This window comes from Acidovorax sp. 62 (assembly GCF_002754495.1).
Lineage (GTDB): Bacteria > Pseudomonadota > Gammaproteobacteria > Burkholderiales > Burkholderiaceae_C > Acidovorax.
This window is the reverse complement of record NZ_PEFJ01000001.1, coordinates 4,407,757-4,423,656: the sequence shown is the minus strand read 5'-3', so window position 1 is coordinate 4,423,656 and position 15,900 is coordinate 4,407,757. Positions and strand designations below refer to the sequence as shown.

Below are 15,900 nucleotides of genomic sequence, written 5' to 3'. Positions count from 1 at the left end.
CATGGCCCATCCGCCCCCTTCCACCGGCCCGCACGCCACGACCACACCCCTTGCGCTGGTGGCGCCTGGCGCATTCGTGCTGATCTGGTCCACCGGATTTTTGGTGGGGCGCGGCGTGGCACCCCATGCCGACCCTTTCTGGTTTCTGTCTGCGCGATTTGCCTGCGTAGCACTCGCCTTCAGCGCTGCTGCACTGTGGGTGCGCGCTGCCTGGCCCAGCGGGGGGCAGCGCATTGCACTGCACTTGCTGGCCGGTGCCTTGATGAGCGGCATTTACCTGGGGCCGAGCTGGTGGGCCATGGCACGCGGCATGCCCGCCGGGGTGATGGCATTGATCGGGGCGCTGCAGCCGCTGTTCACCGCCCTGGTGGCCGTGCTGTGGCTGCGGCAACACCTGCCTGCGCGCACCTGGGGCGGGCTGGCACTGGGCTTTGGTGGCGTGGCCTTGGTGCTGGCCCCGCGCCTGGCCGCCACCGATGCCGGGGCGCTGCCATGGCCCGTGGTGCTGGCCGCAGCGGGCAGCATTGTGTCGCTCACCCTGGGGGCCATGGTGCAAAAGTCGCGCTGGCTGGCACAAGACGACCTGCGCAGTGCCAGTGCGGTGCAAAACCTGGGCGCGGTGGGCGTGCTGCTGGCCATGGCCCTGACCCTGGGCACGCCCCACTGGGACGGCTCGGCCGCGCTGTGGGGTTCGTTGGCGTTTGCGGTGGTGGTGCTGTCGATTGGCGGTGCCACGCTGCTGATCTGGCTGATGCGCCGGGGCGAGGCCACCCGCACCGCCGCGCTGCTGCTGGCCGTGCCGCCGCTGGCCGCGCTGGAGGCCTGGGCCATCTTTGGCGAAACGCTGGCCCCCTTGCAACTGCTGGGCTTTGTGCTGGCCATGGCAGGCGTGGCGCTGGCCAGGCGCTGAGGCATTAAAGGCAAAAATGCCTCTAGCGCTTTATTTATAAGCGCTAGCAGCTATTAAATATATAGCAAACAATCCAATCAACTGCCGGGCGTGAGCGACGTCTCGCCCAGCATCACCTGCTGCGCCCAAGGCGTGAGCTTGCGGGTATCGGCGCGCAGCACTTCCTGCTTCACCGCCAGGATCTGCGCCGGGTGCATGGAAAAGCTGCGCAAACCCAGGCCCAGCAGCAGGCGCGTCATGGTCACATCGCCCGCCGTCTCTCCGCACACCGACACCACCTTGCCCTGCGCGTGCCCTTCGGCAATCACATCGGCCACCAGCCGCAGCACGGCGGGGTGCAACGGGTCGTACAAGTGCGCCACGGCCTCGTCGGCACGGTCAATGGCCAGCGTGTACTGGATCAAATCGTTGGTGCCGATGGACAGGAAATCGAAGTATTTGAAGAAGGTGCGCACCATCAGCGCAGCCGCTGGAATCTCGATCATTGCGCCCAGTTGCACATCGCCATAGGCCACGCCACGCGCGTCCAGCTCGGCCCGGGCCAGCTCCACCTGGGCCAGGGTCTGGGTGATCTCAGAGACATGCGCCAGCATGGGGAACAGCAGCTTGACCTTGCCATGCGCCGCTGCGCGCAGCACGGCGCGCAGCTGGGTGCGGAACATGGCCGGGTCGGCCAGACTCCAGCGGATGGCGCGCAGGCCCAGGGCGGGGTTCAGGTGCGTGTCTTTGTGGCCCTTGTCCAGCGGCTTATCGGCCCCCACGTCGATGGTGCGGATGGTGACAGGCAAGCCCTGCATACCGTCCAGCGCCTGTCGGTAGGCCAGGTACTGCGCTTCCTCGCCCGGCAATTTGCCGGTTTTGCCCATGAAGAGGAATTCGCTGCGAAACAGGCCCACCCCCACGGCCCCGGCCAGCACGGCAGTGGGGGCATCGTCAGGCTGCTCGATGTTGGCCAGCAACTCGATCTTTTGCCCATCGATGGTGACGGCAGGTGTGTGCCGCAGGCGAGACAGGCGCTCGCGTTCCAGCTCGCCCTGGCGCTGGCGAAAGCCGTACTCGGCCAGGATGATGGGCGAGGGGTCCACGATCATCACGCCCGCATCGCCGTCGATGATGACCCAATCATCCTGGCGCACCAGTTGGCTGGCGGCGCGCGCGCCCACCACGGCCGGAATGTCCATGCTGCGCGCCACGATGGCGGTGTGCGATGTCTTGCCACCCACGTCCGTCACAAAACCGGCAAACACGCTTTGCTTGAACTGCAGCATGTCGGCGGGAGACAGGTCGTGCGCCACCAGCACCAGGGGCACGTCTACGGTGTCGTCCAGCAGCAGGTCTTGCTGCGTTTTGCGGCGCTGGCTGATGGGCGGCGCCACAGGGCTGTCCACGCCTTTCATGTAGCGCAGGATGCGCTCGACCACCTGCTCCAGGTCGGCCTTGCGCTCACGCAAGTACTCGTCTTCCATCTCGTCAAACTGGCGCGCGATGACTTCAAGCTGCGTGGTCAGCGCCCATTCGGCGTTGTACAGGCGCTCGGTGATCCAGTGCTTGACGCCACCTGTCAGGGCCTCGTCCTGCAGCAGCATCAGGTGCACATCCAGCAGCGCCGTCAACTCGGGCGGCGCGTCGGTGGGCATGTCGGCCTGCAGGCGCTGCAACTCTTCCACCACGGCATTGCGGCCCTGGCGCACCCGTTCAATTTCAGCAGCCACCTGCTCGGGCTGGACAAAGTAGTGCGCCACATCCACCCGGCTGGACGCCACCAGCACGGCGCGGCCAATGGCGATACCTCGCGCAACGGCCAGGCCATGGACGGAAAAGGTCATTCAGCAGTCTCCTGTGGGCTGTGTGCTGTGTACGGGCGGCGGCAAGCGTTGTCAGACCTTACGGTCACTCCCCTTCGCCAAACTTGTCGGCAATCAGCGCCAGCAGCGCGTCCATCGCTTCCTGTTCGCGGTCGCCATGGGTTTCCAGTTCCACTTCCGAGCCAATGCCGGCGGCCAGCATCATCACGCCCATGATGCTTTTGGCATTCACGCGGCGGTCGCCACGGCTCATGAAAACGTCACACGGAAAACTACCCGCCAGCTTGGTGAGCTTGGCAGAGGCGCGGGCGTGCAGGCCCAGCTTATTGCTGATGGTCGTACGGGTCTTGATCATGGATATTGCGTCGGGACTGGTTTTGCGGTGCGGCAATGGCCACCTGCATCACCCCCTGCGTGCCGCCCACCACTGCGCGGGAGACGACGGAATCCAGGGGTTCGGCACGGTAGCTCACGGCGCGCAGCAACATGGGAAGGTTGACCCCCGTGACAAGGCGGGAGTGCACGCCGTCCACCAGACGCTGGGCCACGTTGCAAGGCGTGGCGCCAAACACGTCGGTCAGCACCAGCGTCGTATCGGTGGCCATGTTGGCAAGCAGGATGCGCGCCTGGGCCAGGGTTTCCTCCGGTGGCTCGTGGGGCTGCACATCCAGTGCGGTGACGGCGGCGCCGCAGTCGGCAAACACATGCAGTGCACATTCGCGCAATGCGTGGGCCAAAGGGGCGTGGGCAATGATGAGGATGCTGGTGCTCATGGGTGGGCGGTTTGCTTTGCATTATGGCGCCGCGGCTGCAGCACAAACCACGCGTACGCCACCACGTTGCAAGCCAGGTACACCGCCATGGCCGCCCGAAACGATGCCGCCGTGCCCCAGCCCAGCGCGGCAAACGCATCCACGGCCAGGCCAATGCCCCACTGCACCACAAACACCCCGGCAAAAATCACCAGGTTGAAGGCCGACAACGCGCGCCCCGCCAGCGCGGGCACAAACGCCAGGGCCAGAGCAGGCTGCGAGAGCGAGACAAAACTGCTGGCCATGCAAAACAGCGCCCACGCTGTGCCGCCCGCGCGCGGGCCCGCCAGCACCGTGCACAGCAGCACCAGCAAGCTCAACGGCAGCCCCCAGAGCATGAGCCGGTTGGCGTCCCAGCCGCGCCGCAGCAGCCAGGGGCTGAGCATGCCCCAGGACCAGAAGGTGCAGAGCATGGAGACATTGATCCAGAACAGCCCCGTGGCCGCCTGCAGCGGCGTGTAGCCTGCCACCTGTTGCATCCAGGGCCCGGCCCACAGCGTCTGCACGGCCACCATGCCGCCGTACACACAAAACGCCAGCGGCGCCAGGCGCTGAAAGTACGGGTGCCGCCACACCATGCGGTAGCCCGCTGGGGGAGCCACATCGCCCAGCGTATCGCCAACAGCATCGCCCCCCGTCGCACCTTGCTCAGGCAATGCGGCGCGCCATGCGGGCACGCGCAGTGCAATCAGCAGCATGGCCAGCGCAATCAGGCCCGCCAGGGCCCAGAACAAAGGCCTCCAGCCCACCAGGGGCAGCGCCCACTGCACGGGCAGGGTCGAGGCCACCATGCCGAGCGAGCCCGTCATCAGCATCCACGAATTGGCCCGCATCTGCGCCGTGGGCTCCAGCCAGCGCCGGTAGCCCGTCAGGGGCGCCATCAGGCAGGCGCTGACGCCCGCCCCGCACAGCACGCGCCCGGCCAGCAGCCCGGCAAACCCCATGGCCTGCGAAAACACAAGGCAGCCCAGCACCGCCACTCCCAAAAAACCCAGCGACACCTTGCGCGGACCATGCCGGTCCAGCCACCGGCCCAGCGGCAGCTGCATGGCGGCAAAGCCCAAAAAGTAGCCGCCCGCCAACAGCCCCAGGTCGCGGGCCTGCAGTGCAAATTCCTGCGCCAGCGTGGGGGCCAGCGTGGCAGTGACGGCCCGCACCAGGGCCGATAGAAAGTACGCAAACGCAAAGGTAAGAAAAACGGCGACGGCAGAGCGCCACGCCAGCGTGCTGCCGGATGCGCTGGCGGCATTGGCAACGTGGGTGGCACGCAGCGCCGTGCCCGCCGTGGGCTCGCTTACAGAGACGGCATCGGAGGGGTCGGCAGGGTGTCTCACTTCAGCTCCAGGCCAGCAAAAAAGGTGTCGGCCACCGCCGGCTGCGGCTTGGGCGACAACACCACGGCGTGGTAGACCAGCACCTCGCCGCCCACCGCCCGCGCAAACCATACCGCCTGGGCCGCGACGGCGGCGCCATCGGGCCTGCGCCCCAGCACGGTGGTGCGCACCGCTTGCGGCACGGCCAGAGCACCGGGAGGCACAAAGGGCTGAGGGGCAGGCGCAGCACCTGGCACCGAAGCGGGAACCCCCATGCGAGCCAGGGCGGCCGCCTGCCAATGCTCCAGTGCCCGCCCCACCTGCGAAGGGTCGGCCAGACGGGCATACGACACCGCAAACGTGGCGCCGTCGGCATCACACCCCAGCATGGACATCGCCAAAGGCGTGCCGGCCAGCTCCACCGTGCGCGTCGCCTGCTCGGGCTTACAAGGGAGCATGGCCTGCAACGCCGCTTCGGGCACCGGCACGCTGCGCCAGTTCAAGGCCGGGCTGCAGGCCTGCAGCCCCAGGGCGGCCCCCAGCGCCAACCAGCGCGCGCGATTCCTCATTGCGGTCCATGGTCGTTTCATAGGGCCATTATCAGCAGCACCAGCATTGCGCACGGCAGAACTTTTATGCAACCGCTGACTCCCACTTCGGCTGCAGACTGCAGCAGTGGGTGGAACGACCTTGCCTTGGGTCAAGTTTCAAGGTGCCACAAACAACGCCCGCGGGGTGAATCAAGGACAATCAACTGCACGCTGCGGCGCAGCACGCCGTAGCTCGGAGCCGCCGTTGAGCGTCTGTGGGCTTGCGCATACGAGGACATCATGGGTATCAAACATTGGTTAGGCGGCTTGGCTGTGGTGGCGTTTGCAGGCATCGGCGCCTATGTGTACCTGGACACGGGCCGCTCGGCCGCCCCCGAGAGCACGTTTGTGCTGCTCGACGGCTCACGCCAGTCCACCGCCGATCTGCGCGGCAAAGTCACGCTGGTCAACTTCTGGGCTACCAGCTGCACGACCTGCGTGGCCGAAATGCCCGAGATCATTGCCACCCACAAGAAATACGCCACCCAGGGTTTTGAAACCATGGCCGTGGCCATGAGCTACGACCCGCCCAGCTACGTGGTCAACTTTGCCGAAACGCGCAAGCTGCCCTTCAAGGTCGCCATCGACAACACCGGCGCGGTGGCCAAGGCCTGGGGCGATGTGCGCCTGACACCCACCACCTACCTGGTCAACAAGCGTGGCGAGATCGTGAAAAGCTATGTGGGGGCGCCCGACTTCCCCGCGCTGCATCAGCTGATTGAGAAATTGCTGGCAGAGACCTGAGCAGCCCAGCCCCTGAAACGCAAAAGGCCGATTTCAATGAAATCGGCCTTTTGCGTTTCCGCCCTCGGTATTGGCTGGCTGCAATACGGCTTCACCAATCCATGCCCAGGCACGCCGCAAGCCGGGGGACGCCGCGCAAGGGCCGCCCCGCAGCGCTGGCGTCGTCCTCCGTCCCGAATCGCTCAGCGATTCGAGGAAGGGGGGATGCGGCGAAGCCGCTCAGGGGGTTGTCTTTATTTCGAGCGGAAATTGTCATGGCAGGCCTTGCAGGTGCCTGCCGTCGCGCCAAAGGCGGTCTTCACGTTGTCGAGGTTGCCGGTTTTGGCGGCTGCGGCCAGCTTGGTAGCCTCAGCCTGCAGCTTGTCCGAATGATCCTTGAACTTGGCCTGCTCCGCCCACACGGCAGGCAGCGCCTTGGTGGGAGCGCCCTTGTCGGTGCCTGCGCCAAAGGCTTCCCATGGCAGCTTGGACATCACGGCCACGATGTCTGCGCTCTCTTGCGCAGCCTTGGCGTCAAAAGGCGCCTTGCCGTTGGCCATGGCGCCAATGCGCGAGAAATGCTGGGCCATCACGACAAAAGCACTTTGGCGGTATTTGATGGCGTCTTCGGCCTTGGCAAACTCGGCCGAGGCCGGGGCCGACAAAGTGACCGCAGCGGCGGCCAGGGCAAATGCAGCAAGTTTCTTCATGGGGACTTCCTTTGTAATGGGGTGGCTGGGCGCCGCAAAGCGGCCCATGGGGTTGGCAGAGGTGCGTGCCCACAGGCCCTGGAGCCCAGGCGCAGTATGCCCTGAGCCATCTTTTTTTGCCGAACACTGGCAGAACCGGAGCGACCATCGGAGCGGCCCACCTGTCGCACAATGCCAATCTCACCAAAACGCCCACGGAGTTTTCATGCCGCAGCACACCGTCCGCATCTGGGATTTGCCCACCCGCCTGTTCCACTGGCTGCTGGCCGGCAGCATCGTGGGTCTGGTCATCACCGCCAAAGTCGGTGGCAACGCCATGGTCTGGCATTTCCGGCTGGGCTATGTGGTGCTGGCGCTGGTCGCCTTCCGGCTGGTGTGGGGCCTGGTGGGTGGGCACTGGTCGCGCTTTACGTCATTTGTGCCCACACCCGCACGGCTGCTGAACTACCTGCGAGGCAACCCCCGCCCCCAAGACAAGGCCGGACACAACCCGCTGGGCGCGTTGTCGGTGCTGGCGCTGCTGGGCGTGACCGCAGCCCAGGTCAGCAGCGGCTTGTTCACCGACGACGAAATCGCCTTCTCAGGCCCACTGACGCGCTTTGTCTCAGGCGAAGTCGTCTCGCAGTTCACCACGTACCACAAAGAGGTAGGGCAGTACCTGCTGCTGGGTCTGGTGGCGCTGCACTTGCTGGCGATTGTGTTTTACGCGCTGGTCCGCAAGGAGCGCATCGTCCGCCCCATGGTGCAAGGCGACAAGCAACTGCAAGAAGCCGTCCCGCCGAGCCTTGACAGCCTGGGCACCCGCGCACTGGCCATCGCCCTGGCGGGGGCTTGTGCGGCACTGGCCTGGTGGGTGTCCAGCCTGGGGGGCTAACTGCGGCACAGAAAGCACCTTGGGCACAGCACAGTGCAGCCTTGACGCGTCTTCAGGGCGGCCAGAGAAGGAGCCGCTACACTGCGCCTTCCGATACAACCGTTGCCGAGCATTGTGGAAAAGCCCACCGTGACCCTGGTCACACCCTCTTGCGCGCAAGAGATGGAGGCCGTTCGGGAGATATTTCGAGAGTACGCCCAGAGCCTGGGCATCGATCTGTGCTTCCAGAACTTCGAAGACGAACTGGCCCAGTTGCCAGGAGACTACGCCCCACCCCGAGGCCAACTCTTGTTGGCCATGGTCGACGGTGCTGTGGCGGGCTGCTGCGCACTGCGCCCCGTGGACGGCACCGACTACCCCAACGCCAGCGAGATGAAGCGCCTGTACGTGCGCAAAGCCTTTCGGGGCTTTGGCCTGGGCCGCGAACTGGCCGAAGCCAGCCTGGACGCCGCCCGCCGTGCCGGTTATGCCTGCGTGCTGCTTGACACGCTGGACGAGATGGAATCCGCACGAGCGCTGTACACCGACCTGGGCTTTCAAGAGATCCCACCCTACTATCACAACCCCATTGCAGGGGCGCACTACCTCAAGGTCGATATTGACTAATGGTGGGGAATGGAATGGCAGGATTGAAAGAAAATTGGGCGCTAGCGCTTGATAGAAAAGCGCTAGCAGCTATATTTTCGATAGCAAACAGCCGAGAGACTGATGCCTGGGCGTTCGCCGAAGAACCTGGTCAACAAGGCAGGCATTGCACCTACCCCGATCTTGCAACAGGGCGACCCGACCTCTCAGCGTGACGCATGAGAGGTGAGTGCATGCTTAGGCCTTGGCCTGCGCCAGCAAAGTGCCAGCGTCGCTGACCTCAAATTTGCCGGGGCCTTCCACGTTTAAGGTCACCACCTTGCCATCGCGCACCAGCATCGAATAGCGGTTGCTGCGCAGGCCCAGGCCCTTGCCCGTCAGATCCAGTGTGAGGCCCGTGGCCTTGGCAAAGGCAGCGTCGCCATCGGCCAGCATGCGCACCTTGCCTTCGGTTTTCTGGTCACGCGCCCAGGCACCCATCACAAAGGCGTCGTTCACGCTCAGGCACCAGATTTCATCCACGCCAGCCGCCTTGAACTCTTCTGCTTTTTCCAGGTAACCAGGCACGTGCTTGGCAGAGCAGGTGGGGGTGAAGGCCCCTGGCAAGGCAAACAAGGCAATGGTCTTGCCCGCAGTGGCCTTGTCCACCGGCACGGGGTTCGGGCCGATGCTGCAGCCTTCGCCTTCCACTTCCGAGTATTCCATCAGCGTTGTTGCAGGCAGGGTGTCACCAATTTTGATCATTGCATCTTCTCCTTGAGCGAATCGCCGGGGCCTCGAAAGCGGCCCCAAAAAGCAAAACGGCCCACATTGTGGGCCGTTTTGAAAGGGCTTTGGAGCCTTGAGCCTTTAGGGCTTACAGCAGACCAGCCTTTTGAACCAAGCGGGTAGCAACCCAGTTCTTGGTCTTGGACAGCGGACGGCTTTCGGTGATTTCGATCACATCGCCCAGCTTGTACTCACCCTTTTCGTCGTGGGCGTGGTACTTGCTCGACTTTGCAACGATCTTGCCGTAGAGCTCGTGCTTCACACGACGCTCCACCAGCACGGTCACAGTCTTTTGACGCTTGTCGCTGACCACCTTGCCAATCAAGGTGCGCTTGAGGGATTTTTTAGGTTCCGTCATGTGGGCTCCTTACTTGGCGGCTTGCTTTTCAGCAAGAATGGTCTTGGCACGGGCGATGTCGCGGCGGGTGGTACGCAGCGTGTTGGTGTTAGCCAACTGCTGTGTAGCCTTCTGCATACGCAGACCGAAATGGGCCTTTTGCAAGGACTTGATTTCGGCTTCGATACCGGCGACGTCTTTTTGGCGCAGTTCAGTAGTCTTCATTGCTTGTTCTCCTGAATTACGAACCAATGTGACGGCTGACGAACGTGGTGCGCAGCGGCAGCTTGGCGGCAGCCAGGCGGAACGCTTCGCGGGCCAGTTCTTCAGGCACACCGACGATTTCGAACACGATCTTGCCGGGCTGGATTTCGGCCACGTAGTACTCGGGGTTGCCCTTACCGTTACCCATACGCACTTCTGCGGGCTTGGTAGAGATTGGCTTGTCCGGGAACACGCGGATCCAGATACGGCCGCCACGCTTGACGTGACGGGAAATCGCACGGCGTGCAGCTTCGATCTGGCGGGCCGTCAGACGGCCACGATCGGTGCACTTCAGACCGAAATCACCGAACGCAACGGAGGCACCCCGAGTTGCGACGCCAGTGTTACGGCCTTTTTGCTCCTTGCGGTATTTGCGGCGAGCAGGTTGCAGCATCTTTATTCTCCTTTGCCGTCCGCTGCTGTAGCGGGCGCGTCAGCTTTACGAACGCGCTTAACGGCGGTTGCATCAGCGCCACCGGCACCGGCGGGCTTGTCGCTGCCATCAGCAGGGGCCACATTGGCACCTACGGGACGGCGAGGACCGCGACCTGCACCGGCACGGTCGCCACCTGGGCGGCCATCACGGCGTGGGCCACGTGGGCGACGCTCTTCTTCCGGACGTGGAGTTTCCACGGCTGGCAGATCGTTGCGACCCAGTGTGTCACCCTTGTAGACCCAGACCTTGACGCCGATCACACCGTAGGTGGTCTTGGCTTCAGAGGTGCCGTAGTCGATATCAGCGCGCAGGGTGTGCAGTGGCACACGGCCTTCGCGGTACCACTCGGTACGGGCGATTTCGATACCGTTCAGACGACCAGACGACATGATCTTGATGCCTTGGGCACCCAGACGCATGGCGTTTTGCATGGCGCGCTTCATGGCACGACGGAACATGATCCGCTTTTCGAGCTGCTGCGTGATGCTGTCAGCGATCAGCTTGGCATCGATTTCAGGCTTGCGCACTTCTTCGATGTTCACTGCGACAGGCACGCCCAGACGGGTCGCGAGTTCCTTCTTCAGGTTCTCGATGTCTTCGCCCTTCTTGCCGATCACCACACCAGGACGAGCCGAGTAAATGGTGATGCGTGCGTTCTTGGCAGGACGCTCAATCAGGATGCGCGAAACGGCGGCGTTCTTCAGCTTGGCCTTCAGGTACTCGCGAACCTTGATGTCTTCGGCCAGCATGCCGGCGAAGTCACGGTTGCTCGCGTACCAGCGGCTGGACCAGTTGCGGCTGACCGCAAGGCGGAAGCCAGTAGGATGGATTTTTTGTCCCATAGTCTTCCTTGGCCTCAGTTACCAACCGTCACGTACACATGGCACGTGGGCTTGCTGATGCGGTTGCCGCGGCCTTTGGCGCGCGCGGTGAAGCGCTTGAGCGTGGTGCCTTGTTCGACGTAGATGGTCTTGACCTTCAGTTCGTCGATGTCAGCGCCATCGTTGTGTTCTGCATTGGCAATTGCCGATTCCAGAACCTTCTTGACGATGCCAGCAGCTTTTTTCTGCGTGAATGTCAGGATGTTCAGAGCCTGGTCCACCTTCTTGCCGCGGATCAGGTCCGCAACCAGACGGCCTTTGTCGACCGACAGACGGACGCCCCGGAGGACTGCACGTGTTTCAGACATGGTCGTTCCTTACTTCTTCTGGACTTTTTTGTCCGCGGGGTGACCCTTGAAGGTGCGCGTCAGGGCGAATTCGCCCAGCTTGTGGCCCACCATCTGGTCGGTGACGTAGACAGGCACGTGCTGCTTACCGTTGTGCACGGCAATGGTCAGACCGATGAACTCGGGCAGAACCATGGAGCGACGCGACCAAGTCTTCACTGGCTTCTTATCCTTGGTGGCAACGGCTTTTTCAACCTTGGCCAACAAGTGATGGTCAACAAATGGACCCTTTTTGAGAGAGCGAGTCATCTGTTACCCCTTACTTCTTGCGACGCGACACAATCATGACTTGTGTGCGCTTGTTGTTACGGGTGCGATAACCCTTGGTCAGATTGCCCCAAGGATCGACTGCATGACGGCCTTCGCCGGTGCGGCCTTCGCCACCACCGTGAGGGTGATCCACAGGGTTCATGGCCACGCCACGAACCGTAGGACGAATACCCATCCAACGCTTCACACCGGCCTTGCCCAATTGGCGCAGGCTGTGTTCTTCGTTAGCCACTTCACCAATGGTGGCGCGGCATTCGATGTGGATCTTGCGCACTTCGCCGGAACGCATACGCACTTGGGCGTAGATGCCTTCACGGGCCAGCAGCGTTGCCGAAGCACCTGCCGAGCGAGCGATTTGAGCACCGGCACCGGGCTTGAGCTCGATGCAGTGGATGGTCGAACCCACGGGGATGTTGCGGATAGGCAGCGTGTTGCCTGCGCGGATCGGGGCTTCCGAACCGGAGTGCAGGGTTGCGCCAACTTCCAGACCACGGGGAGCGATGATGTAACGACGCTCGCCATCGGCATAGCACACCAGAGCAATGTGGGCCGTACGGTTTGGATCGTATTCAATGCGCTCAACCTTGGCGGCAATGCCGTCCTTGTTGCGCTTGAAGTCCACCACACGGTAGTGGTGCTTGTGACCACCGCCCTTGTGGCGGGTCGTGATGTGACCGTTGTTGTTACGGCCAGCCTTCTGGAATTGTGGCTCCAGCAGGGGGGCGTAAGCTTCACCCTTGTACAGGTGGTCACGGGTAACCTTCACCACAGCACGTTGGCCGGGCGAAGTGGGTTTCATTTTAATGACGGCCATGATTACGCAGCCTCCCCAGAGAGGTTCAGCTCTTGACCTGGTTGCAGCGTGACGTATGCCTTGCGAACATTGTCGCGGCGGCCCACAGTCTTGCCAAAACGCTTGGTCTTGCCTTTGGTGTTCACCACGGAAACGCCCTTGACCTCAACCTTGAACATCAATTCCACAGCGGCCTTGATTTCTGGCTTGGAAGCGTTTTGCAGCACCTTGAACGTCACAGCATTGGACTTTTCAGCAACCATAGTGGCCTTTTCGGACACGATGGGAGCGACCAGCACTTGCATCAGACGACCTTCGTCAAACTTGAGTGTGCTCATGCGAACATCTCCTTGAGTTTGTCGATAGCGCCCTTGGTGACGAGCACTTTCTTGAAACGCACCAGCGACACGGGATCGGCGTAACGTGGCTCAACAACGAGCACGTTCACCAGATTGCGCGAGGCCAGGTACAGGTTTTCGTCCACTTCATCGGCAATCACCATCACCGATTGCAGGTTCATCGCCTTGAACTTGTCGGCCAAAACCTTGGTCTTGGGCGAGTCCAGCTTCAGCGAGTCGACCACAGCCAGACGGCCTTCGCGGGCCAGCTGCGACAAAATCGCAGACATGCCAGCGCGGTACATCTTCTTGTTGATCTTCTGTGTGAAGTTTTCGTCAGGCATGTTCGGGAAAATCCGACCACCCCCACGCCACAGAGGCGAGGAAGTCATACCAGCACGTGCGTTACCCGTACCCTTTTGCTTGAAAGGCTTCTTGGTCGAGTGACGAACTTGTTCGCGGTCCTTCTGGGCGCGAGTGCCTTGACGGGCGTTGGCCTGGTAGGCCACCACGATCTGGTGAACCAGATCTTCGTTGTATTCACGACCGAACACGGTTTCGGGAACATCCAGCTTGGATGCGCCTTGGCCTTGGTCATTCAGGAGTTCGAGCTGCATTAGTTCGCTCCTTTGGAGGCTTTGGCCTTGACGGCGGGACGCACTGTCACGAACCCACCCTTGGAGCCCGGAATAGCGCCCTTGATCAAGAGCAGTTGACGCGCTTCATCGATGCGAATGACATCGAGGTTTTGCGTGGTCTTGGTGACGTCGCCCAGGTGGCCAGTCATGCGCTTGCCGGGGAACACGCGACCTGGGTCTTGTGCCATACCGATCGAGCCGGGCACGTTGTGCGAACGGCTGTTACCGTGCGAAGCACGTTGCGAAGCCATGTTGTGACGCTTGATGGTACCGGCGTAGCCCTTACCAATCGAAGTACCTTGCACGTCGACCTTTTGACCCACGGAAAACACGGACGTTACAGCCACAGATGCGCCAGCTTGGTACTGGGCAGCGGTGTCAGCCGTCACACGGAATTCTTGGATGATTTCACCGGCTTCCACACCTGCCTTGGCAAGGTGACCGGCTTCTGGCTTGGTCACACGCGATGCTTTGCGCGAACCGAACGTGACCTGCAGGGCCACGTAGCCATCGTTCTCTTGGGTTTTGATCTGGGTAACACGGTTGTTAGAAACATCAACCACTGTGACAGGCACTGCGTCCCCATCATCAGTGAACAGACGCATCATGCCCACCTTGCGACCCAGCAACCCCAGGGAGTTGCTCAGACTCATTTGTTTCTCCAAAACTCTCACCGCTGTGACTTCAATTGGCCTCAGCGTTTGCGCGCCAGCGCGTGAAAGAAGGTTAATAAAACTTCACTCCTCTGCATGCGCAAAGAAAGCGAAGCCCTAAAGTATAACGCGGACTGCTTTTTCAAGCAAGTCCGCGTTATTGACCATCGGACGGGCCCTGGCGAGCCCGCCTTCAGGGGATTACTGCAGCTTGATTTCGACGTCCACGCCAGCAGGCAGGTCGAGCTTCATCAGTGCGTCCACCGTCTTGTCTGTTGGATCAACGATGTCCATCAGGCGTTGGTGCGTACGGATTTCAAGCTGGTCACGGCTGGTCTTGTTGACGTGCGGCGAACGCAGGATGTCAAAACGCTTCATGCGGGTTGGCAGTGGCACGGGGCCCTTGACAATCGCACCAGTGCGCTTAGCTGTGTCAACGATCTCAGCAGCAGACTGATCGATCAACTTGTAATCGAACGCCTTCAGGCGGATGCGGATTTTTTGCTTGGACATGGCAAGTTCCTTTTGCTTAAAAATTAAGCAATGATCTTGGCAACCACGCCGGCGCCCACAGTGCGGCCGCCTTCGCGGATAGCAAAGCGCAGGCCTTCTTCCATGGCGATGGGGTTGATCAGCTTCACAGTGATCGACACGTTGTCGCCAGGCATGACCATTTCCTTGTCGGCTGGCAGCTCGATGGCGCCAGTCACGTCAGTCGTACGGAAGTAGAACTGAGGACGGTAGTTGTTGAAGAAAGGCGTGTGACGGCCGCCTTCGTCCTTGCTCAGCACATACACTTCGGCAGTGAAGTGGGTGTGTGGCTTGATCGAATTGGGCTTGCACAGCACTTGGCCGCGCTCGACGTCTTCACGCTTGGTGCCGCGCAGCAGCAGGCCAACGTTGTCGCCAGCTTGACCTTGGTCCAGCAGCTTGCGGAACATTTCCACGCCGGTGCAGGTGGTCTTTTGTGTGTCGCGGATACCGACGATTTCGATTTCTTCGCCGACCTTGATGATGCCGCGCTCGATACGGCCCGTCACCACGGTGCCACGACCGGAGATCGAGAACACGTCTTCCACAGGCATCAGGAAGGCACCGTCCACAGCGCGCTCAGGCGTAGGGATGTAGGTGTCCAGGGCTTCGGCTAGCTTGTCGATGGCTTGTTCGCCCAGAGGACCCTTGTCGCCTTCCAGAGCCAGCTTAGCGGAACCACGCACGATGGGGGTGTCGTCGCCAGGGAAGCTGTACTTGTCCAGGAGTTCGCGAACTTCCATTTCGACGAGTTCCAGCAGCTCTTCGTCGTCCACCATGTCGCACTTGTTCAGGAACACGATGATGTAAGGCACGCCCACTTGGCGGGCCAGCAGGATGTGTTCGCGGGTCTGGGGCATTGGGCCGTCAGCAGCGGAGCACACCAAGATAGCGCCGTCCATTTGGGCAGCGCCGGTGATCATGTTCTTCACATAGTCAGCGTGGCCAGGGCAGTCCACGTGAGCGTAGTGGCGATTGGCGGTTTCGTATTCAACGTGGGCCGTGTTGATGGTAATGCCGCGTGCCTTTTCTTCGGGCGCTGCGTCGATTTCATCGTACTTCTTGGCTTCGCCGCCAAACTTGGCAGACAGCACGGTAGCGATAGCAGCCGTCAGGGTTGTCTTGCCATGGTCCACGTGACCGATGGTGCCCACGTTGACGTGGGGCTTGGTGCGTTCGAATTTTCCTTTTGCCATTTTGCAATCTCCAAAGAGCAATACCTGTGTAGTGGTTTAACGTCTGCATTCGGTTGCTGATTCGCCCCGCACAGGGAACAGGGCGGCACCGGATCGCAGACAAAGCAAAGCCCGGGCGGGACCCGG

General features: G+C 61.9%; 23 protein-coding genes. 4 read left to right on the top strand and 19 right to left on the bottom strand.

Features of this window, described 5'->3' with window-relative positions; all coding sequences use genetic code 11:
* Position 1 precedes the first annotated feature (1 nt).
* Positions 2 to 910: a DMT family transporter gene (locus CLU86_RS19835; RefSeq protein WP_099742826.1), complete on the top strand. Its 909-nt coding sequence runs from the start codon at positions 2 to 4 to the stop codon at positions 908 to 910.
* A gap of 77 nt (positions 911 to 987) precedes the next feature.
* Here the strand turns inward: CLU86_RS19835 and ptsP are convergent, their stop codons facing one another.
* The 5 genes from ptsP to CLU86_RS19810 form a co-directional block, all read right to left on the bottom strand.
* Positions 988 to 2,736: a phosphoenolpyruvate--protein phosphotransferase gene (gene ptsP / locus CLU86_RS19830; RefSeq protein WP_099742825.1), complete on the bottom strand. Its 1,749-nt coding sequence runs from the start codon at positions 2,734 to 2,736 to the stop codon at positions 988 to 990.
* A gap of 64 nt (positions 2,737 to 2,800) precedes the next feature.
* Positions 2,801 to 3,070: an HPr family phosphocarrier protein gene (locus CLU86_RS19825; protein ID WP_099657595.1), complete on the bottom strand. Its 270-nt coding sequence runs from the start codon at positions 3,068 to 3,070 to the stop codon at positions 2,801 to 2,803.
* Positions 3,039 to 3,488, bottom strand: a complete 450-nt coding sequence (locus CLU86_RS19820) for a PTS sugar transporter subunit IIA (RefSeq protein ID WP_099742824.1) — start codon at positions 3,486 to 3,488, stop codon at positions 3,039 to 3,041. Before CLU86_RS19820 ends, CLU86_RS19825 begins: the two co-directional genes overlap by 32 nt.
* Positions 3,485 to 4,750 carry an MFS transporter gene (locus CLU86_RS19815; RefSeq protein WP_233195335.1) on the bottom strand — a complete coding sequence of 422 codons (1,266 nt, stop codon included), beginning with the start codon at positions 4,748 to 4,750 and terminating at the stop codon, positions 3,485 to 3,487. The genes CLU86_RS19820 and CLU86_RS19815 overlap by 4 nt, the downstream gene beginning before the upstream one ends.
* A gap of 107 nt (positions 4,751 to 4,857) precedes the next feature.
* Positions 4,858 to 5,409: a hypothetical protein gene (locus CLU86_RS19810; RefSeq protein ID WP_099742823.1), complete on the bottom strand. Its 552-nt coding sequence runs from the start codon at positions 5,407 to 5,409 to the stop codon at positions 4,858 to 4,860.
* A gap of 261 nt (positions 5,410 to 5,670) precedes the next feature.
* On the opposite strand from CLU86_RS19810, the gene CLU86_RS19805 reads away from it, so the two are divergent.
* Positions 5,671 to 6,174 carry a TlpA disulfide reductase family protein gene (locus tag CLU86_RS19805; RefSeq protein ID WP_099742822.1) on the top strand — a complete coding sequence of 168 codons (504 nt, stop codon included), beginning with the start codon at positions 5,671 to 5,673 and terminating at the stop codon, positions 6,172 to 6,174.
* A 233-nt stretch (positions 6,175 to 6,407) separates the two neighbouring features.
* Here CLU86_RS19805 and CLU86_RS19800 read toward each other — a convergent pair whose 3' ends face one another.
* Positions 6,408 to 6,863 carry a cytochrome c gene (locus CLU86_RS19800; RefSeq protein WP_099657590.1) on the bottom strand — a complete coding sequence of 152 codons (456 nt, stop codon included), beginning with the start codon at positions 6,861 to 6,863 and terminating at the stop codon, positions 6,408 to 6,410.
* Between the two features lie 205 nt (positions 6,864 to 7,068).
* Between CLU86_RS19800 and CLU86_RS19795 the strand changes: the two genes are divergently transcribed.
* Positions 7,069 to 7,737 (top strand): cytochrome b/b6 domain-containing protein, encoded by a 669-nt coding sequence (locus CLU86_RS19795; RefSeq protein WP_099742821.1) that lies wholly within the window; start codon positions 7,069 to 7,071, stop codon positions 7,735 to 7,737.
* Between the two features lie 114 nt (positions 7,738 to 7,851).
* Positions 7,852 to 8,343 (top strand): GNAT family N-acetyltransferase, encoded by a 492-nt coding sequence (locus CLU86_RS19790; RefSeq protein WP_099658961.1) that lies wholly within the window; start codon positions 7,852 to 7,854, stop codon positions 8,341 to 8,343.
* Between the two features lie 216 nt (positions 8,344 to 8,559).
* On the opposite strand, the gene CLU86_RS19785 is transcribed toward CLU86_RS19790, so the two are convergent.
* The 13 genes from CLU86_RS19785 to tuf all read right to left on the bottom strand — a co-directional run bounded on the left by CLU86_RS19785 (position 8,560) and on the right by tuf (position 15,774).
* Positions 8,560 to 9,066 (bottom strand): peroxiredoxin, encoded by a 507-nt coding sequence (locus tag CLU86_RS19785; protein ID WP_099742820.1) that lies wholly within the window; start codon positions 9,064 to 9,066, stop codon positions 8,560 to 8,562.
* A gap of 112 nt (positions 9,067 to 9,178) precedes the next feature.
* The gene (gene rpsQ, locus CLU86_RS19780) at positions 9,179 to 9,448 is read right to left on the bottom strand and encodes a 30S ribosomal protein S17 (protein WP_015012192.1); all 270 of its coding nucleotides are present in this window, start codon (positions 9,446 to 9,448) and stop codon (positions 9,179 to 9,181) included.
* A gap of 9 nt (positions 9,449 to 9,457) precedes the next feature.
* Positions 9,458 to 9,652 carry a 50S ribosomal protein L29 gene (gene rpmC, locus CLU86_RS19775; protein WP_099657587.1) on the bottom strand — a complete coding sequence of 65 codons (195 nt, stop codon included), beginning with the start codon at positions 9,650 to 9,652 and terminating at the stop codon, positions 9,458 to 9,460.
* Between the two features lie 16 nt (positions 9,653 to 9,668).
* A complete protein-coding gene (gene rplP / locus CLU86_RS19770) occupies positions 9,669 to 10,085 on the bottom strand; it encodes a 50S ribosomal protein L16 (RefSeq protein ID WP_007847799.1) in 417 nt (138 codons plus the stop codon).
* A 2-nt stretch (positions 10,086 to 10,087) separates the two neighbouring features.
* The gene (gene rpsC, locus CLU86_RS19765; protein WP_099657586.1) at positions 10,088 to 10,969 is read right to left on the bottom strand and encodes a 30S ribosomal protein S3; all 882 of its coding nucleotides are present in this window, start codon (positions 10,967 to 10,969) and stop codon (positions 10,088 to 10,090) included.
* 14 nt (positions 10,970 to 10,983) lie between these two features.
* A complete protein-coding gene (gene rplV, locus CLU86_RS19760) occupies positions 10,984 to 11,316 on the bottom strand; it encodes a 50S ribosomal protein L22 (protein ID WP_005796970.1) in 333 nt (110 codons plus the stop codon).
* A gap of 9 nt (positions 11,317 to 11,325) precedes the next feature.
* Positions 11,326 to 11,604: a 30S ribosomal protein S19 gene (rpsS, locus tag CLU86_RS19755; protein ID WP_005796963.1), complete on the bottom strand. Its 279-nt coding sequence runs from the start codon at positions 11,602 to 11,604 to the stop codon at positions 11,326 to 11,328.
* Positions 11,605 to 11,614: 10 nt separating this feature from the next.
* Positions 11,615 to 12,439: a 50S ribosomal protein L2 gene (rplB, locus tag CLU86_RS19750; RefSeq protein ID WP_044397443.1), complete on the bottom strand. Its 825-nt coding sequence runs from the start codon at positions 12,437 to 12,439 to the stop codon at positions 11,615 to 11,617.
* A 2-nt stretch (positions 12,440 to 12,441) separates the two neighbouring features.
* Entirely contained in the window at positions 12,442 to 12,756 is a 315-nt protein-coding gene (gene rplW, locus CLU86_RS19745; protein WP_099657585.1) for a 50S ribosomal protein L23, read from the bottom strand.
* The gene (gene rplD, locus CLU86_RS19740) at positions 12,753 to 13,373 is read right to left on the bottom strand and encodes a 50S ribosomal protein L4 (RefSeq protein WP_008906425.1); all 621 of its coding nucleotides are present in this window, start codon (positions 13,371 to 13,373) and stop codon (positions 12,753 to 12,755) included. Before rplD ends, rplW begins: the two co-directional genes overlap by 4 nt.
* Positions 13,373 to 14,047, bottom strand: coding sequence for a 50S ribosomal protein L3 (rplC, locus tag CLU86_RS19735; RefSeq protein WP_099657584.1), 675 nt, complete (start codon positions 14,045 to 14,047; stop codon positions 13,373 to 13,375). The genes rplD and rplC overlap by 1 nt, the downstream gene beginning before the upstream one ends.
* Before the next feature lie 201 nt (positions 14,048 to 14,248).
* Entirely contained in the window at positions 14,249 to 14,560 is a 312-nt protein-coding gene (gene rpsJ, locus CLU86_RS19730) for a 30S ribosomal protein S10 (RefSeq protein WP_005796953.1), read from the bottom strand.
* Positions 14,561 to 14,583: 23 nt separating this feature from the next.
* A complete protein-coding gene (gene tuf / locus CLU86_RS19725; RefSeq protein ID WP_099657583.1) occupies positions 14,584 to 15,774 on the bottom strand; it encodes an elongation factor Tu in 1,191 nt (396 codons plus the stop codon).
* Between the last annotated feature and the right edge of the window lie 126 nt (positions 15,775 to 15,900).